The 16,936-nt window shown below is 65.6% G+C and carries 10 protein-coding genes; 5 read left to right on the forward strand and 5 right to left on the reverse strand.

Features of this window, described 5'->3' with window-relative positions; translation table 11 throughout:
* The first annotated feature begins 21 nt into the window (after nucleotides 1-21).
* From MTX34_RS08340 to MTX34_RS25965, 4 genes are read left to right on the forward strand one after another with little or no spacing between them, the layout of a single operon-like run.
* Nucleotides 22-216: a twin-arginine translocase TatA/TatE family subunit gene (locus MTX34_RS08340; RefSeq protein WP_243597357.1), complete on the forward strand. Its 195-nt coding sequence runs from the start codon at nucleotides 22-24 to the stop codon at nucleotides 214-216.
* The gene (gene tatC, locus MTX34_RS08345; protein ID WP_243597358.1) at nucleotides 213-989 is read left to right on the forward strand and encodes a twin-arginine translocase subunit TatC; all 777 of its coding nucleotides are present in this window, start codon (nucleotides 213-215) and stop codon (nucleotides 987-989) included. Before MTX34_RS08340 ends, tatC begins: the two co-directional genes overlap by 4 nt.
* Nucleotides 977-1,393, forward strand: a complete 417-nt coding sequence (locus MTX34_RS08350) for a preprotein translocase (RefSeq protein ID WP_243597359.1) — start codon at nucleotides 977-979, stop codon at nucleotides 1,391-1,393. The genes tatC and MTX34_RS08350 overlap by 13 nt, the downstream gene beginning before the upstream one ends.
* 11 nt (nucleotides 1,394-1,404) lie before the next feature.
* Nucleotides 1,405-2,802 (forward strand): SMI1/KNR4 family protein, encoded by a 1,398-nt coding sequence (locus tag MTX34_RS25965; RefSeq protein ID WP_243597360.1) that lies wholly within the window; start codon nucleotides 1,405-1,407, stop codon nucleotides 2,800-2,802.
* Between the two features lie 46 nt (nucleotides 2,803-2,848).
* On the opposite strand, the gene MTX34_RS08360 is transcribed toward MTX34_RS25965, so the two are convergent.
* Both MTX34_RS08360 and MTX34_RS25970 read right to left on the reverse strand, forming a co-directional pair.
* Complete coding sequence (locus tag MTX34_RS08360) at nucleotides 2,849-3,352, reverse strand: LppA family lipoprotein (RefSeq protein ID WP_243597361.1); 504 nt, start codon at nucleotides 3,350-3,352, stop codon at nucleotides 2,849-2,851.
* A gap of 56 nt (nucleotides 3,353-3,408) precedes the next feature.
* Nucleotides 3,409-5,133 carry an alpha/beta hydrolase gene (locus MTX34_RS25970; RefSeq protein WP_243609061.1) on the reverse strand — a complete coding sequence of 575 codons (1,725 nt, stop codon included), beginning with the start codon at nucleotides 5,131-5,133 and terminating at the stop codon, nucleotides 3,409-3,411.
* Nucleotides 5,134-5,221: 88 nt separating this feature from the next.
* Between MTX34_RS25970 and MTX34_RS08370 the strand changes: the two genes are divergently transcribed.
* Nucleotides 5,222-5,521: a WXG100 family type VII secretion target gene (locus MTX34_RS08370; RefSeq protein WP_243609062.1), complete on the forward strand. Its 300-nt coding sequence runs from the start codon at nucleotides 5,222-5,224 to the stop codon at nucleotides 5,519-5,521.
* Here MTX34_RS08370 and MTX34_RS08375 read toward each other — a convergent pair whose 3' ends face one another.
* Genes MTX34_RS08375 through MTX34_RS08385 form a run of 3 tightly spaced genes read right to left on the reverse strand, consistent with a single transcriptional unit; the run spans nucleotide 5,522 to nucleotide 16,878 of the window.
* On the reverse strand, nucleotides 5,522-6,190 hold the full coding sequence (locus tag MTX34_RS08375) for a S1 family peptidase (RefSeq protein ID WP_243609063.1): 669 nt from the start codon (nucleotides 6,188-6,190) through the stop codon (nucleotides 5,522-5,524).
* Nucleotides 6,191-6,205: 15 nt separating this feature from the next.
* On the reverse strand, nucleotides 6,206-7,084 hold the full coding sequence (locus MTX34_RS08380; protein ID WP_243609064.1) for a cyclopropane mycolic acid synthase family methyltransferase: 879 nt from the start codon (nucleotides 7,082-7,084) through the stop codon (nucleotides 6,206-6,208).
* Entirely contained in the window at nucleotides 7,084-16,878 is a 9,795-nt protein-coding gene (locus MTX34_RS08385) for a non-ribosomal peptide synthetase (RefSeq protein ID WP_243609065.1), read from the reverse strand. The genes MTX34_RS08380 and MTX34_RS08385 overlap by 1 nt, the downstream gene beginning before the upstream one ends.
* Nucleotides 16,879-16,936 lie beyond the last annotated feature (58 nt).

Here is a 16,936-nt window from a genome sequence, read left to right on the forward strand (position 1 = left end):
CCAACCACCGAAGGAAAACCCATGTTGCACAACCTCACCGGATGGCACGCCCTCATCGTTCTCGCCATCCTGCTGCTCGTGTTCGGTTCGACCAAGTTGCCGTCACTCGCCAAGGGCGTCGGCCAATCGATGCGCATCCTGAAAGACGAAGTGCGCGTGGACAAGGCAGCATCTACGCCGGACGACGCCACCGTTCCGTACCGACACGCGTCATGACCACGGCCACCGCCGCGCGAGGCGTAATGCCCCTTGCCGGGCACATACGCGAGGCCCGTCGCCGCGCTGTCCGCGCGGCGGTGTCCCTGCTCGTCGGCATTGCCATCGGATTCACCCTCTCCGATCAGATCCTCGACATCCTCCGCGCGCCCGTCGAAGAACTGGCTCTCACCCGTCAGGCCAGTCTCAATTTCGAGACCGTCACCGGCGCTTTCGATCTCGAACTGAAGATCGCCCTGTTTACCGGCGTGATCGTGTCGTCTCCGGTGTGGCTGCGTGAGCTGTTCGCCTACCTGACCCCCGGCATGACGCGTCGGGAGAAGAAGTACGTCTACGGATTCTCCGCGGCCGCCGCTCCACTCTTCGTCGCCGGCTGTCTGTTCGGATTCGCCATCTTCCCTCGCATGGTCAGTGTGCTCGCCGGGTTCTCCTCCGACCAGGACAGCACCATCCTCAACGCCTCGTACTACGTCGATTTCGTCATGAAGATCGTGCTGGCCACCGGTATCGCCTTCGTCCTTCCGGCATTGCTCGTGATGCTCAATTGCCTCGGAATCCTCTCCGCACGCAGGCTACGCAGCAGCTGGCGCATCAGCATCGTCGCCATCGCCCTGTTCAGCGCACTGGTCACGCCCGCCGCCGATGTCCTGTCCATGTTCCTCGTCGCGCTACCGATGGCAACACTGTTCGGCGCAGCGATCGCGATCACCGGCGTACACGACAGACGCGCCCTCACCCCACCGAAACCGGAGCTCTCATCATGTTCGGCTTGACCTTCGAGAAACTGTTCCTGGTCGCGATCATCGCCGGGTTCGTCCTCGGCCCCGCACGCCTCCCCGGATACGCCCATCAACTCGGACGGGCCGTGCGTGCCGTGCGCCATTTCGTCGAATCGACCCGCAGCGCAGCGGAAGACGAGATGGGTGTTCCGCTGCGGCGCAGCGAGTGGGAATCCATGGACTTACGGCAGTACGACCCCCGCCGCGTCGTCAGCGACGCTTTACGTGACACCGACGCACTGCGTGAGACCGACTCCCCATCGGAACAGGTGCGCGCCGAGGCTGCCCGAGTTCGGCCCGGTCAGAAGTACCTGATCACCGGGACGGCGTCGCATCCGCACCGGATTCTCCTCGACTCACTTTCCGAGGACGACCCGCGACGCATCGCCGCGCAGTAGATTCGGAGATTGTGAACACGGCGAACATTGCGGTCCCCGATGGTTGGTACTCGTTGGTGTCGACCGGGCACGAAGTACACGCAGTCCCGAGTCCGACATCGGTTGTGGCAGCGTCGGATTTCGGCGTCAACGTCAGTGCTGCGCGTCCCGGTGAGGTCTCGGTGACCATCGAAAACGCGTACCGCCCTCCGACCGATCATGTTCCGAAGGGGTGGACCCTCGAAGCGTCCGGGACCTTCATTGCCGCAACGCTGTTGCGCGTCGAGACCCCGGACGGCATCGTTCACGACGAGTTCCCCGACTTTGCGCAGATCATCCTTCCCTCCGAGATGACGTATCGGATGTTCCGAAAGTTTCGGGACGACACCGGCCTCGAGCAGCATCTCTTCGAACTCACACCGGCGATGATTCTCGACGCGCAAGGACGACCCGCGCGCTTCGAGACAATCCAGCGCGCTCACCCGGACCCCGACGACGTCACAAGGTGGGAAGTCGCATGCCCCACGTCGGCACCCGGCGCGTCCGTCATGGTCAACGGAAGCGGGGCCGATCGAGCCGAGGCGTTGCGCGCGGTCGTCGACAACGGCCTGAACCTGTTGCACAGCGAGACACCCGATGCGAGCCCGCTGTCGCCGATCTTCGTGGCGTTGGGTGCGGAGTTCGCCTGGGTCAGGGGTTTCGGCGATCCAGCGTTGTCGACGTCGGACCTCGCGCAGGTGGTTCTCGACGGCATCGAGGGTGAGCGGCGCTCTGCCGTCGAGCGCGCCGCTGCTTTTTCTACCCGTTCGTCACGCCCGCCTGTCAAATATTCGACGCACTCATCGAGTGTCACGCAGCAATGGAATCGGATCGCCGCGTGGCTCGAGAACAATATTCCGAACTACGTCGTCACGGGTGCCGACGAGACGCGCATTGCCGATGCCCAGAGGCGAACCGGAGTGGAGTGGCCGAGCGAGCTCATCGAACTCTTCCGGTGCGTCGACGGCCTTCCTCGTGAGCCATGGATGGTCCTGTTTCCGAAATACGAGCTGTTCGGTCTCGACGCGATGCTCGAGGACCGTGCAATGATGACCGACATCTGGCAGACCGGCGATGCCGAGAACGATCCCGACCGGGTGATCTCCACGACCGCAGGCGAAGCCGCGTGGACCTTCCTCGACGAATTCATCCCGATCGCGGGGATGGACGGCTACTCCCTGTTCGTCGACACCCGCCCGGGCGAGTTGAACGGCTGCGTGACCGTCTTCGACAAGGTGAACTCCGACGATGCTGGGCCGCAATGGCTTTCCATCAGCGCTCTGCTCGACGATCTTGCAACCAGTCTCGAGACAGGAAGGCCGTTCGACGGAGGGTGGCGGCACGCAATCGTCGACGGGCATCTGGCGTGGGACATTGAGGTCGAGTGGTGACAAACCATTGGCTGGACCCCAGCGCCGAGGGTGTAAGACGCGCGACTCACCGCAGGTAACAGCCCGTGGTGATCATCAGCGCGGTGCGTCCACCTGCACCCAGCAGTATTCGGCCGCCGTCGGGGTCACGCATACTCACCGAACGACTTTGTCCATCTTCACGGTTGAGATCGACTCCGTCGAAACCATTGGCCACAGCGATGCTATCGACAGCCTCGAGCACTGCCGCCCATCGATCGGACGGGATGGGAGTATCGGAACTGTACGGCAGCAGTTTCACCTCGACCCCCGGCGTGTTCGAATACGGGGCGCTGCAGGGTGATTCGCTGCGCGCTCGGGTGGTGGACCATTCCAGGCCCGGCACGAGTGCCGAAATGGCCGCCTTGATGTCCTCCTGCATTTGCTCGAACTTCGGTTCGACAACGCTCTGCCGCCCCGGCCGTTGCTTCAACTCCTCGGTCAGCGCGGCGGTCTCCTCGGCCCTGATCTCCGAATCCGCCTTCCCCCGCGGACGCTGGTCCCCCTCGTACGGCTCCGCTGTGTTGCTCATGCACCCTCCCAGGAATACGGCAGCGAGTACGGCTGCGCACGCACGTCGCGGTCTCGTCATCGGGCCACCGCCACATCGGGAATGCCGGCGATCACGGCAGCTTGATTGAACTGACTGGTGGTGTCCAGCTTGTAATAGTCACTGTGACTTCCCATCCGGTCGATGAGGGGGCCGGTGAATCGATCGGTGGACATCAGCGTGACGTCGGTACCGTCGGGCATCACGATGTCGGCGGCTCGGGTCGACAGATCGTGCACTCCGGCGATCTCGCGTGGATCACCGTCGAACCGGGCCAACGCAGCGACACCGTCTCCCCCGGACGCGAGGGTGTACGCGTCACCGTTGATGTGCAGTGCGCCGAGGTTGTCGGTACCCACACCGGGCGAACCCATGAACACCGCGTCGTCCACACCGGTACCGTCCTGCAACGCGAATCCTGTTGTGACAGAACCATAGGAGTGCCCGACGGCCGTCAGATGGGGATCGTCCGAACGCGAGGCATCGATGCCGTCGAGGAAGGACGCCAGTCGGTCACCTCCGGTCCGTGCCATGTCGTCGGACAGCACCCCCACATTCTGCGGTGACTCGTATCCCATGAAGGCCACCGACGCGACGCTCTGCCCGGCAGTGTCGGTGCTGTAATGGTCGAGTTGCCACTCGGACAGATCCCGCACGGACGCTGCGTCGCGCACCAGGTTGGCCAAGCCGCCGTCGACGGTACTGGTGAAGCCCGGGGTGTGTACGGACACGTGATCGGCGGTGTCCACGTCGCCCACCGCGACCACTGCGGTGGCCAGCGTCTGGCCGGGCGAGGCGTCGAAGGACAGCAATTGCCTGTCCGGGAACGGGATTCGATTGCCTTCCGAATCCAGCGCCACGTTTCCGTCCTGCCCCACCTCGAACATAGCGCGTTCGACGGCATCCAGAGATGCCCGCTTGTCCAGTGCGAGTTGCAGCCTCTTCTCGTCCATCGCGTTCTGTGTCTGCTCGAAGCGAGCCCGCGCTTCGTTGATCTGCCCGTCGATGGTGCTGCGATCGATCTCGAGTTGCATCAGGTTGGCCGTCGACCGTTCGGCGGCGGGGATGCCGTCGAGGTCCCCGATCCAGTAGGGGCGCTCCGCGCGGACGTAGGCACGCTGATCGTCGGTGAGCGAATCCCACCACTGGTTGTTCTCGGCGGGCTTGCCGTCTCCCGGCGGCATCGGGGCCTTCATCGATCCCTGATCACTACCGAAATCGGCTGCCTCGCGTACGTCGGTGCTGCCGTGGTCGGTGATCGAATTCTGCGCCGCGGCACTCATCACTGCGGCCGCGTTCTCTTCGATCTCCGTTCCGCGACGCACGATTTCGCCGACGCGGTCGAGGAGTTCGGCTTCGAGTCGTTGACGGTCCGCGGCGTAGGCGTCGGTCTGATTCGGCGGTCGCTCGAAAGCCCATCTGTCCCAGAGCGTGTTGTCGTTGCACACGGCGAAGTCGTTCGCGAAAGCCAGCGACGAGACGTCGGCGAGCGCTCGTTTCAGTGCGGTGACGCCATCTTCGGTGTCGTCGGTGAGCCTCTTGACGGCCCCGGCCTGCGCCGCCGAGTCGGTCAGGTGGTCTACGACGGCATCGAACGCGCGGCGTGCCTCCTCGCTGGTCTCCCCTACCCAGCCGTCGACGACCCCGAGACGATCGAGCTGATCACCCAGTTCGATCAGGGTGCTGATTCTGCTGGCGAGCGAGCTGCTGAGCCGCTCGAGCCCCGCCGTGTCCCAGTCGTTGATTCCCCCGATGTCAACCACGCGGTCAAGATACCAGCCCACTACCCGCCCCACCGGGTGTTACGTTCACCGTAGTGACAGGCACCAACAGCCTCGGGGGAGGAATGTGATGGGGGATCGTCTGGACGTCGACGTGGCCGCGCTTCTCGACGCAGCGGGCAGAACCGACCTTGCGATCGAGATGGCGTCCGAAGATCTGGCCGTGGTGGCACGCGATATGTCGACGGGTGCAGCGTGTTGGCCGGGAGCAGCAGGCACGGCGTACTCCGCCCTCATGGCTGCGTGGGACACAGCCGATTCGACGCTGTCCACCGAGGTGAAAGATCTTGCTCGAAAGCTGCAGGCAGCGGCACGAGACTACGCAGAGGCCGAGGCTCGAACGGAGGCGCAGATTCGCGGTACCGGCTGACTACACCGGACGGAAGCCCGCACCCGGAGCCCCCGACTCACTCAGCAAGCGCACCGATTCCGACGCCGATGCGTAGGCGGTGGGACTGAGCAACGGAGCGCCCGAGGCATGGCTGGCGATTCCGACGAGCGTGGTGCCGGCCATGAGTGGGGCACCGGAGTCGGCCCATACGGTGACGGCATCGGACATCAGATCGCTGCCCCGGGTCTCGACGATGGTGCCGCACGTCAGTCCGCTGCCGAGCCCGCTCTTGCAGACCGGCTGCCCCACCGATCCGATGCCGATGTCCGTCACGGTGATTCCGCCCAGACTCGCCACCGGCGTGACCTTGGTGGGATCGAGGACGATGACGCCGTAATCGGGTCCCCAATGCCCGACGGCCGTAGTGCCGACCGGGGCCGCGGGCGATCCGACGAGCGTGACGGGCAGACCCGTACGCAGAATGCAGTGGCCTGCGGTGAGGGCAACGAGTCGGCCGGCGTCGTCGTATCCGACGGCCGCGATGGAGCAGGCGGTGAGGTCGTCGATGCCGCCGGTGGTGACGAAGCCACTGCCGGGCCCGACGACCGGAAGGGGTGCTGCAGCAGCAACTCCGGGAGCCATCGCGCTGAACGTCAGGACCGCGGCAGCGAACAGTCCACTGACACAACCGAGTCGGGCATTCTTCATGGTGGGCATTCCTTTTCACTCCACAGGGATGTCTGCAGCCGCCAGCGTGAATTGCACAACGTCGATGCGTGAACTCTTGAATCGGGCCGACGAGCCGGTGAGGTACTGAACGTACTTGTCGTACGTCGCCTCCGAGGACACGGCGATGGCCTCGTCCCGGGACGCGATCAACTTCTCGGCCCACGTGTCGAGGGTCCTCGCGTAGTGCAGCCTTAAGGGATGCTCCCGAAGCAACTCGAACCCGGCTTCGGCAGCCTTGGACTTGATCACCTTGACGAGCGTCAACTGTCCGCCGGGAAAGATGTCGCGCAGGATGAAGCGGGAGAAATGCGCATCCTCGCGCGTGAGTCCGCCCGCACCGGAAGCCGGATCGGGTGGCGTGATGACGATGGTGTGCAACAACATTCGACCATCGGCCGACAGTAGCGAGCGGCACTTCGCGAAGAACGCCGAGTATCGATTGCGCCGAAAGTGCTCGAACGCGCCGATGCTGACGATCCGGTCGACGGGCTCGTCGAATTCCTCCCACCCCTGCAGCCGAATGTCGACGGTGCGGTCACTCGACAGGTCGGCCACGACGGCGCGGCCGTGCTCGTACTGATTGCGGCTCAACGTCAGACCGATGACGTTGACGTCGTACTTCTCGACCGCCCGCTTGGCGAGAGCTCCCCAACCGCAACCGATGTCGAGCAACGTCATGCCCGGCTTCAGGTCGAGCTTGCCGAGGGCGAGGTCGATCTTGGCCGTCTGCGCCTCCTCCAGCGTCATGTCGTCACGCTCGAAGTAGGCGCAGCTGTACGTCATACTCGGATCGAGGAACAGAGCGAAGAACTCGTCCGACAGGTCGTAATGCGCTCGCACGTCATCGACGTACGGCTCCAGTTGTTCGCTCATCACGCCACACCTTTCCCCACCGCATCGGTGCCGATCACTCGGCCTAGTGCACGGGCACCGAGCTCGCCCAGCATGTCTTCGTGTTCCACATCCACCCGATGCACCGACATCCGGCCGTCGACGAATTCCGTCCAATGCTGCGCACCGTGCGAGCCACGAGCGGCGAAGTAGTGCACCGGACCCGCGAACACAGCGGGCGAGTACGACGCCACCCAGGTGGGAGACATCGCGACGGGACGATACATTCGCTGCAGATGATCCTCGGTGAGAAACGCCAGTTCACTTCTGTTCTCGCGCAATCGATCCACGATGGCCTCGAACGAGTCACCCTCGACCCCGAGCTGACGAGCGAGATCGTCGATGCCGAACTCCGAAGCCCCCTCCGGCACTGAGAGCTGGGCATCGACGAGCGCCAGCAGTGCGACGTCCTCACCCTCCGACTGCAGTTGCGCAGCAACAGCATGCGCGATCACACCGCCGAGCGACCACCCGACCAGGTTATAGGGGCCGTGCGGCTGAACACCTCGGATCTCACGCACGTACCTCTCGGCGAACTCCTCGATCGAGTTCGGTGCGGCGTCACCGTCGGCGATACCGGGCACCTGCAGCCCGTACAGCGGACGTTCGGTCTCCCCGAGCAGCGAGAAGTAACTCCAGGCAATGCCGATGGCCGGGTGCACGCAGAACAGCGGTGCGCCCACACCCTCGGTCCGCAGCGGAAGCACCACCTCGAAGGCACTGTCGGCCCCCTGCTCGCCCGCATCGAGTTGCGCGGCCAGGGCCGAGATCGTCGGATGCACCAGCAGCAGGCTGATGGGCAGTCGACGGCCCAGCCGGTCCCCCAGTGCATCCATCACCTGCACCGCAGAGAGGGAGTGCCCGCCCAGATCGAAGAAGTTGTCGCCCACCCCGATGTCCTCGCCGGCCACCTGCAGCACGTCCGCGAACACCGCGTGCACCAACAGTTCGCTTTCGGAGACCGGGACGCGCCGTTCGGTCGACATGACCGAGGGCTCGGGCAGCCTGCTCGCATCGACCTTGCCGGACAATGTCATCGGCAGCGCCTCGACGACGGTCACGGTACTGGGCACCATGTACGCCGGGAGCGTCCTCGCCAGGAACTCGCGAGCCTCCCGCGGTTCGACGCCACCCACCACGTAGGCAGCCAGAGAGTGCGCACGACCGATCACGCTGGCCTGACGCACATTCCGGTGACGCAGCAACGCTGCCTCCACCTCGGACAACTCGATGCGATGGCCGCGAATCTTCACCTGTGAATCCACTCGGCCCAGATATTCGAGTTCGCGATCGCTGCCCAGCACAACCCAGCGCACGAGATCGCCTGTGCGGTAGAGCCGTCCGTCGCCGAAGGGATCGGCAACGAAGCTGCTCGCCGTCGTTCCGCTCTGCCCCACGTATCCTTCGGCAAGACCGGCCCCACCGAGGTAGAGCTCCCCGACGACGTTGTTCGCCACCGGGCGCAACCGGGCGTCGAGGACCACGGCGTCGAAGCCGCGAACCGGTCCGCCGATGGTCACCGGGCTTGCCGGGCCCCACTCACGCTGGTCGCTGGTGCAGGTACTCATGACGGTCCCCTCGGTGGGGCCGTAGGCGTTGAACACCGAGCGATCACGTGACCATCGCTGCAACAGAGCAGAATTGGCGGCTTCGCCCGCCATGACGATGACGCGAAGCGACGGCACTGCCTCCGCGTCGGTCACCTGCAGCACGGTCGGTGTGAGGCAGGCGTGGGTCACCTGATGTCGATCGATGAGCGCTTCGAGTTCGCGCCCTCCGTGCACCTCGGACGGAACGATCACCACGGCGGCTCCCGCGCCGACGGCCATCAAGGTCTCGAAGATCGATGCGTCGAAGCTCGGGGATGCGAACTGCAGTACCCGGGATCCCGGCTCGACGTCGAACAGGTCTCGTTGGCTCTGCACCAGATTCGCGATGCCGCGGTGCGTCACCCGCACGCCTTTGGGTGCCCCGGTCGAACCGGAGGTGTAGACGACGTAGGCCACGCTGTCCAGCGGTGCGTCCCGCACGTCGACGCGGTCAAGTTCGTCGCCGGTGACGCTCACCCAGTCGCTACCGACCGAGTGAAAGTCTGCAGCCGAGATTCCCGTGACCGGCGCTGCCCGATCGAGGATCTCCTGTACCCGAGCCACGGGTTGAGACGGGTCGATGGACAGGAAGCCGGCACCGGTCTTGGCCACGGCCCAGATCGCGATGAGGTACTCGACGGAGCGAGGGTAGGCGATCGCCACCAGCGCACCGGGTCGAGCGCCCGCACGTATCAGTCTGTCTGCCAGGGCATTCGACTGTCGGGCCACCTCGCGGTAGGTCAACGACCGTGAGTCGTCGATCACGGCGGTATTGTCCGGCCAGCTCGTCACTGCCTGCTCGAACACCGCCGCCAGTGTGCAGCGTTCGGGTGCGCTGTCTCGGTGGGAGGCAACGGCCGACGGAGCGTGCCCGAAATCTGCGCTGCCGAGCCGGGCGTCCGGCTGCGCCCCGACCAGGGCCAACACCTCGGTCAGACGCTCGGCAAGTCCGAGAATCACCGAGCGCGAGAACCGGGCGGGCGAGTACCCGAGATGGCCGATCAGTCCGGACTCGGACTCCGCGACCACGACCTCGAGGTCGAACTGCGTGGCCGTGATGTCCACGCGACGCGGGGCGATCTGCGAGGACCCGAGTTCGATTGTCGGAGTTGCCATGTCGCCGAAGGCCAGGAGCACCTGGAACAGCGGATGGGTATCGACGGCGCGGGTGGGTTGCACGGCGTCCACCACCCACTCGAACGGTACGTCCGAGTTAGCAAATGCGTCGAGATCGCGGTCTCGCACGGCGGTCACGAAGTCCGCGAACGTCATCGATGGATCGGCCTGTGTCCTGAGGACGACGGTACCGACGAACATGCCGACGAGGTGGTCGAGCGCGGGGTCGGATCGGCCCGCCACCGGGGTGCCGATGGCGATGTCCTGGGTGCCACTGGCTTCGGCGAGCACGGCGGCCAGCGCTGCGTGGACCACGACGAACACCGTCGCGCCCAGTCCATGGGCGAGCGTGCGTAGACGAGTGAGGGTCTCCGAGTCGACGGCGAACTTCACCGGACTCGCATCGACCGACGCGTCGGGAGTCCCGGTCGGCAAGTCGAGAAACTCCGGTACGCCGGCCAGGGTGCGTCGCCAGAATTCGAGCTGATCCGACGCCACCGTGTCGAGAACGTCGCGCTGCCACACTCGGTAGTCCGAGTAGTCGACGGCCAGCGATCCGAATTCCGGTGTGGATCCGGACAGTCGGGCCAGCAGAGCGATCTCGATGTCTCGGGCGAGTGGACGGAGCGAGAGGCCGTCGATCGCGATGTGATGTGCAACGGCAGACAGCACCCGCTCGCCGCCTCGGTTCACCAGGGCCAGACGCAGCGGTGCCTCGAGGGTCAGGTCGAAGCCGTGCAGAGCCGGAATGTCATGGGCGGCATGAGCATCGTCCAGCGTCGACAGCACGATCTGCGGATCGAGAATCACGGTGACGGGACCATCGCCGGCCGACGGGTACACCGTGCGGAGCGGTGTATGCCGTTCCAGCACATCCACTATCGCGGCGCGAAGAACATCGAGATCGAGATCCGCCGGGAGCGGCACCTCGACGGCGATGTTGTAGGCGGCCGATGTCGGGTCGTAGCGATTCTGCAGCCAGATTCGCCGCTCGGCCGGGGCCAGCCCGGGGTACGACCGCGCCTCGGGATCGTGGACCAGAGCGGGCAGTGGGGTGTAGTTCTCGGACAGCAACTCGATCGCGGCCGCGAGCCGTGCCGCGGTGGGCGACTCGAAGATGGTTCGCACCGGAACGTGGGTGCCGAGGGCCGCGCTGATGCGAGTCGCAGCACGCGTCGCGACGAGAGAATCCCCGCCGAGGACGAAGAAATTGTCGTCTACGGCAGGACCGTCGATTCCCAGCAGGTCGGCGAAAATTCCGAGAACCACCTCCTGCGCCAGGGTGCGCACCGCCGCCGGATCGCCGTCCGGCAGCGTCTCGGACGGCAACGCGGCGAGATCCACCTTGCCGTTACCGGTCAACGGAATACCGTCGATCCGGGTGATGGCGGCCGGCTGCGTCGACAACGGCAGCCTGTCCAGAAGCCAGGCGGCTGCGTCCTGCGCATCGAGGCCCACCACCCACGCGTGAATTCTGTTCTCGCGCATCGTCGCCACTGCAGCACTGACGTCCGGGTGCGCCGTCAGTGCACTCTCGATCTCGCCCAGTTCGATCCGCACACCGTTGATCTGGACCTGGTCGTCCCTGCGGCCGCGGTAGTCGAGCACGCCCGACAGCTGCCGCCGGATGAGGTCGCCGGTCCGATACATCCGGGTGCCGTCGGCAGCCGCGATAAAGCGCGCGGCGGTCGACGCCGGGTCCGCGCGGTAGCCGCGAGCCACACCCGACCCTGCGAGGTACAGCTCCCCGATGCCCCCGAGTGGCACCGGCTGCAACCGGTCGTCGAGCACGAGCGCTCCCACGTGCGGCAACGGTCGACCGATGGTGACCGGCTCTCCGGCGCGCAGCGACTCGGCCAGCGTGGCCACCACCGTCGCCTCACTCGGACCGTAGGCGTTCAGCATCGACCGTCCCGCCGACCAATCGTCGACGACGCCCTGGCCCAACACGTCTCCACCGACGGCCACGGTCTCGATCCCCGGCGTCGGCGGCACGGTGGCGAGCACCGCGGGCGTGGACAGGTAGTGGGTGACGCGGTGCGCAGTGAGGAAGGCCGCCATCTCGTCCCCACCGAGCAGATCGGGTGGCGCGATCACCATGGTCGCCCCGGCCCCGAACGCTAGGACGAGCTCTAGTACCGCGGCATCGAAGTTCACCGAATATCCATGCAACACGCGCGAACTCGGTGTCACGCCGTAGCGCTGAACTACCTGCTGCGCAAGCGAATAGACACCCTGATGCGTCACCACCACGGGTTTGGGTGTTCCCGTCGAACCCGACGTGTGGATCACGTACGCGGGGTGCGCAGGGGTCAGCACTGCCAGGCGGTCCGCATCGGTCAGGGGCAGGTCGCTGAAGTGTTTCGCCTGATGCTCGTCGAGCCAGGTCACCGTCGGCTCGAGTCCGCCGAACCCGATCTCGACGTGCTCGAGCATCTGTTCCCGGCGAACTTTCGGGTAGCGCGGGTCCACGGGGACGAATGCGCCGCCCGCCTTCACCACGGCCCACAACGCAACGATGTAGTCGGCCGAGCGCTCGAGGGACAGAGCGACAAAAGTTTCCGGTCCGACGCCGCGTGCGATCAGGAGCCGCGCGATTCGGTTCGAGCGAGAATCGAGCTCGGCGTACGTCACCGAGTCCAGGCCGTCGATGGCGACAGCATCACCGGAAATTGCTGTGCCACTGGCCAACACGTCGAGTAGCGTTCCGCCGGCCATGGCGGACGGCAGTGCGGGAGTCTCCGCCAGCGCCAGGTCACCGATCACAACGGCGGGGTCGGCGACCGCCGCGTTCAGGAAGGCCAGGATCACCGAGGCGAACTGTTCGACGGTGGCCCGCTGGTACAGGTCGATCGAGTACTCGATCTGGCCGGTGATGACCGCCGAATCACCCGGCTCTTCCGCCAGCACGAGAGTGAGATCGAACTCGGACGTGCGGGTGGGTATCTCCAGCACCGAGACCGGCAGATCCTCGACCGATCGGTGCGGCGCATTGTCGAAGGCCAGCATCACCTGGAACAGCGGATGCCGGTCGAGGGATCGGTCGGTCGCCAGGGCGTCGACCATGCGCTCGAACGGGACATCCGAATGCGAGAAGGCATCGAGGTCCGCGGTGCGGACCGCATCGAGCAACGACGCGAAACTCTCCGACGGGTCCACAGTGACTGCGAGAGGCAGGGTTCCGACGAACATGCCCACCATCTCGTCGAGCGCTTCGTGACCTCGCCCTGCAGTCGGAGACCCGACCACCACCCGGTTCGACGTGCCGAAGCGACTCAGGGCGGCAGCCACGGCGGCATGGACGACCATGAACGTGGTCGAGTTCATCGATCGGGCCAGTTCACGAATACCCGCGTGCAGCGTCGACCCGATCTCGAAGGGCACTGCGTCCGTGATCATCGATTGCATGGTGGGCCTGGGGAAGTCCGCCGGCAGCTCCGCCGACGCGGTGCCGGCATCACCCAGAACCGATCCCCAGAACGAGAGTTGTTCGTCGGCAACCGAATCCACCAGTGCGCGGTTCCACACCGCGTACTGGCCGTACTGCGCGCGTAGGCGTGGCCAGGTGGGCGCGTGACCTGCGCCGCGTGAGGCGTGGGCGAAGGCGAAGTCGCGGACGAGTGGGTCGACCGACCACCCGTCCATCGAGATGTGGTGCACCACGACCACGAGAACGGTGTCACCGGACTCTTCTACCCTCAGAAGGGTTGCGCGGATGGGCACTTCGGCCGTCACATCGAATCCCTGGGCCGCGGCAACTGCGACAGCAGAGTCCAGATCGTGCTCGGAGACAGTGCGCTCGGGCACCTCGACGAGGACGGTATCGGTGGGCCGCACCACCTGCCTCGGTCCGTCGTCGGCCGGGTAGTACGTCCGCAAGGCTTCGTGTCGCTCGATGACGTCGCGGAGAGCGGTCAGAACCAACGAGTGGTCGTCACCGGCTCCGACGCGGACCGCCACCGGCATGTTGTAGGCGGGCGATGCGGGATCGAACTGGTTGAGAAACCATAGCCGCTGCTGCGCGTAGGACACCGGGATACGCGTCGGCAGAACGGTGTCGAGTAGCTCGAGCGAGACCTCCCGCGCCGAGGATGCGTCGATGGCAGCGGCGACTGCGCGGACTGTGGGGTCGGCGAACAGTGCGGTCAACGAGATCGAGGAACCGAGGCGTGCGAGAACTCGGGTAGCGCTGAGCGAGTCACCGCCGAGCTCGAAGAACGAGTGCTCGCGCCCCACCTTCTCGACGCCGAGGACGTCGGCGAATGCCTTCGCCACGGAGCGTTCGGTATCGGTCTGCGGCGCAACGTATTCGGTGACGACGAGGGCAACGGGGGCCGGCAACGCACGACGGTCGACCTTGCCGCTCACCGTCATCGGCAGGGCGTCGAGAACCACGACGGCACTGGGAACCATCCAGGCGGGCAAACGGTTTCGCAGATGATCGTCGAGCCCCGCCGATTCTCCGGTGACGTAGAGGACGAGTCGGTCGTCGCGCACGACGGCCACTGCAGCGGTCACTCCCACACACGTCGTGGCCGCGGACTCCACTTCGCCCAGTTCGAGACGACGCCCGTGCAGCTGGATCTGCTGATCGCTGCGGCCGAGGTATTCGAGCGAGGAACCGTCGAATGACCGGCGGACGATGTCTCCGGTGCGGTACACCCGAGCCCCGGAAACCCCGGGGTCGGCGATGAACCGCGTCGATGTGACCCCCGGCTGGCCGCTGTACCCGCGGGCGAGTCCGTCGCCGCCGAGATAGAGCTCGCCGACGCCGCCACACGGTGTCGGCCGCAGGTGCGCGTCGAGCACCAGGGCGCGCACGCCCGGCAACGCAGCGCCGATGGTCACCCGTTCGCCGGCCTGCATCGCGTCGGACAAGGTGGCCAACACCGTTGCCTCGGTCGGCCCGTAGGCGTTGCGCATCGCCGCATCGGCGGAGACGAACCGGTCGCGCAATGCGGGCGGGCATTCCTCTCCCCCGACGTCGAAGACCTCGATGGAGCCGAGGTCGTCGGGGTCGAGGGTGGCCAGCACCGTCGGCGAGGTGATCAGATGTGTGATCTTCTCGCGGTCCAACACATGGGCGAGGGCGGGGCCTGCGTAGACGTCGGCCGGGGCGATCACCAGGGTGGCACCCGCGGCGAAGGCGGCAAGGATTTCCTGCAGGGACGCGTCGAACACCGGTGAGGCCGCGTGCAGCACGCGCGAGTCGGGGGTGACGGCATACCGTTCGACCACGTTGGCCGCGAGTTGCGCGAGTCCGCGGTGAGTGACGCTGACGGCCTTGGGTTTTCCGGTCGACCCCGAGGTGTGGATGACATAGGCCTCATTGTCCACGTGCACGGTCGGCGGCGTGAAGGGCCGCGCATCCGCGTCGAGCAGGTCTTCGATGTCGAACCATTCGATCGTGCTCGGAAGTTGTTCCAGCACATCCCTGGTGGTGATGCCGAAAGCGACGTTCGCGTCGGCGAGTACTGCGGCCAGCCGCTCGGCGGGCTCGGTGGGGTCCAGAGGAACGAACGATGCGCCTGCAGTGGAGACCGACCATGCTGCGAGCACGGATTCGTAGGAGCGTTCGATGGCAACGGCGATGCGCGTCTCGTTCACTGCGCCCAACGAGAGAAGCTGCGCAGCAATGTGTTCCACGACCAGGAGAAAGTCTTCACTCGACTGATCGACTCCCGTGGCACGCACCACGGTGCCGCTTCTCAGGAGCGAGGGCAGCGGTACGGGGGTCGAGGTCGCCGTCGCAGATGCGCCGAGCAACGCTGCCTTCTCGTCGACATCCAGCACCTCCAGCTCGGACACGGCGAGCCCCTCGGGTGCCTGGACCACCTCGCGTAGGAGTGCCAGGAAGCGTCGATGGTGGGCTGCGAGCTCATCGGTGCTGTAGAGCGCCGGGTTACCGAGGAAGTCGACGCGAGTGCTGGTGCCGGCGACACCGGGGTAGACGTTGACCATCATGTCGTCGATGGGGCCGCTGGAGAGCACGCGGTATTCGCCGATGACGTCACCGAGCCGAATCGTGCTGTTGTACATCATGATGTTGACCGTGGGACCGAACACTCCGCGTCCCGCGGCCGCACTGCCGGTGCCGTCGCCGGTTGCCCGCTGCATGTCCTCGACGCGGAAACGTTGATGGCGAAGTGCGCCGGTGAGTTCCACCTGAATCCGTCGCAGCAGTTCCTCGACGGTGACCCCGGGTTCGACGCCGATGCGCAGCGGCACGACGTTGGACATCATGCCGGACGATTCGCGCAGTTTGGTGGTCGCTCGGCCCGATACCGGCAAGCTGAGCATGACGTCTTCGGTGTCGGTCATGCGCGCGAGGTAGAGCGCGAACGTGGCAAGCACGACGGGGACGTCGGAGGAGTTGTACCGATGTGCCACTGCGGCAACGGCTTCGGTGAGGTCTGCATCCAGCACCGCACCGACACTCACCGTCACTCCGCTGGGAGCGGCGGGTTCACTCGGGCTACCGGCCAACCGGGGAGCTTCGAGATGTCCGTCGAGTCGACCGAGCCAGTACTGGCGATCGGTCTCGTAGCGGGAGGAGTCGGGGTATGCGGCCTCGTAGTCGTAGATCTCCCGCACTCCGATGGCGCGGGTGTTGGGGATCTCGGTGCCCTCGATCAACGCGGTGTACACCGCAGCGGTGCGCTCCTGCACCGAGATTGCGCCCAGTCCGTCCATCACGATGTGGTGCGCCCGGCTGTACCAGTAGTAGTGGCACGGGCCCACCTGGATGATCTCGGAGGCGATCAGTTGATCGCGCACCAGATCGACGGGTTGCCGGTACTGCTCGTCCATGTAGCGCTGGGCATCCTCGATGGGATGCTCGCGGTCGGTGAAGTCGCGGTAGATCATCGCGTAGGGCACCCGGAGGTCCGACCACTGGTACGGGTGACCGTCGTCCACACCGATTCGCACTGCGGGCGATTCGAGCCGTCGGCAGGCGATGTCCGTTGCACGAATCAGCACGGCCGGATCGATATCGCCGTGGATCTCGACGTATTGAGCGATGGTGAACGGCACATCGGGGGCCAGCTGCTGAGCGAGGTAGATATTCATCTGAGCAGCCGACAGAGGGAAGCGGCCATCCTCGAACCGCTCATCCGCCTCTGGCGAC

It is taken from the genome of Rhodococcus sp. ARC_M5, from assembly GCF_022810405.1.
Taxonomy (GTDB): domain Bacteria; phylum Actinomycetota; class Actinomycetes; order Mycobacteriales; family Mycobacteriaceae; genus Rhodococcoides; species Rhodococcoides navarretei.

Coding starts and splice junctions, on each gene's coding strand:
- MTX34_RS08385 (WP_243609065.1), bottom strand. CDS start 16,878: ATGAATATCTACCTCGCTCAGCAGCTGGCCCCCGATGTGCCGTTCACC.
- MTX34_RS08350 (WP_243597359.1), top strand. CDS start 977: ATGTTCGGCTTGACCTTCGAGAAACTGTTCCTGGTCGCGATCATCGCC.
- MTX34_RS08340 (WP_243597357.1), top strand. CDS start 22: ATGTTGCACAACCTCACCGGATGGCACGCCCTCATCGTTCTCGCCATC.
- MTX34_RS08375 (WP_243609063.1), bottom strand. CDS start 6,190: ATGAAGAATGCCCGACTCGGTTGTGTCAGTGGACTGTTCGCTGCCGCG.
- MTX34_RS08360 (WP_243597361.1), bottom strand. CDS start 3,352: ATGAGCAACACAGCGGAGCCGTACGAGGGGGACCAGCGTCCGCGGGGG.
- MTX34_RS08370 (WP_243609062.1), top strand. CDS start 5,222: ATGGGGGATCGTCTGGACGTCGACGTGGCCGCGCTTCTCGACGCAGCG.
- MTX34_RS08380 (WP_243609064.1), bottom strand. CDS start 7,084: ATGAGCGAACAACTGGAGCCGTACGTCGATGACGTGCGAGCGCATTAC.
- tatC (WP_243597358.1), top strand. CDS start 213: ATGACCACGGCCACCGCCGCGCGAGGCGTAATGCCCCTTGCCGGGCAC.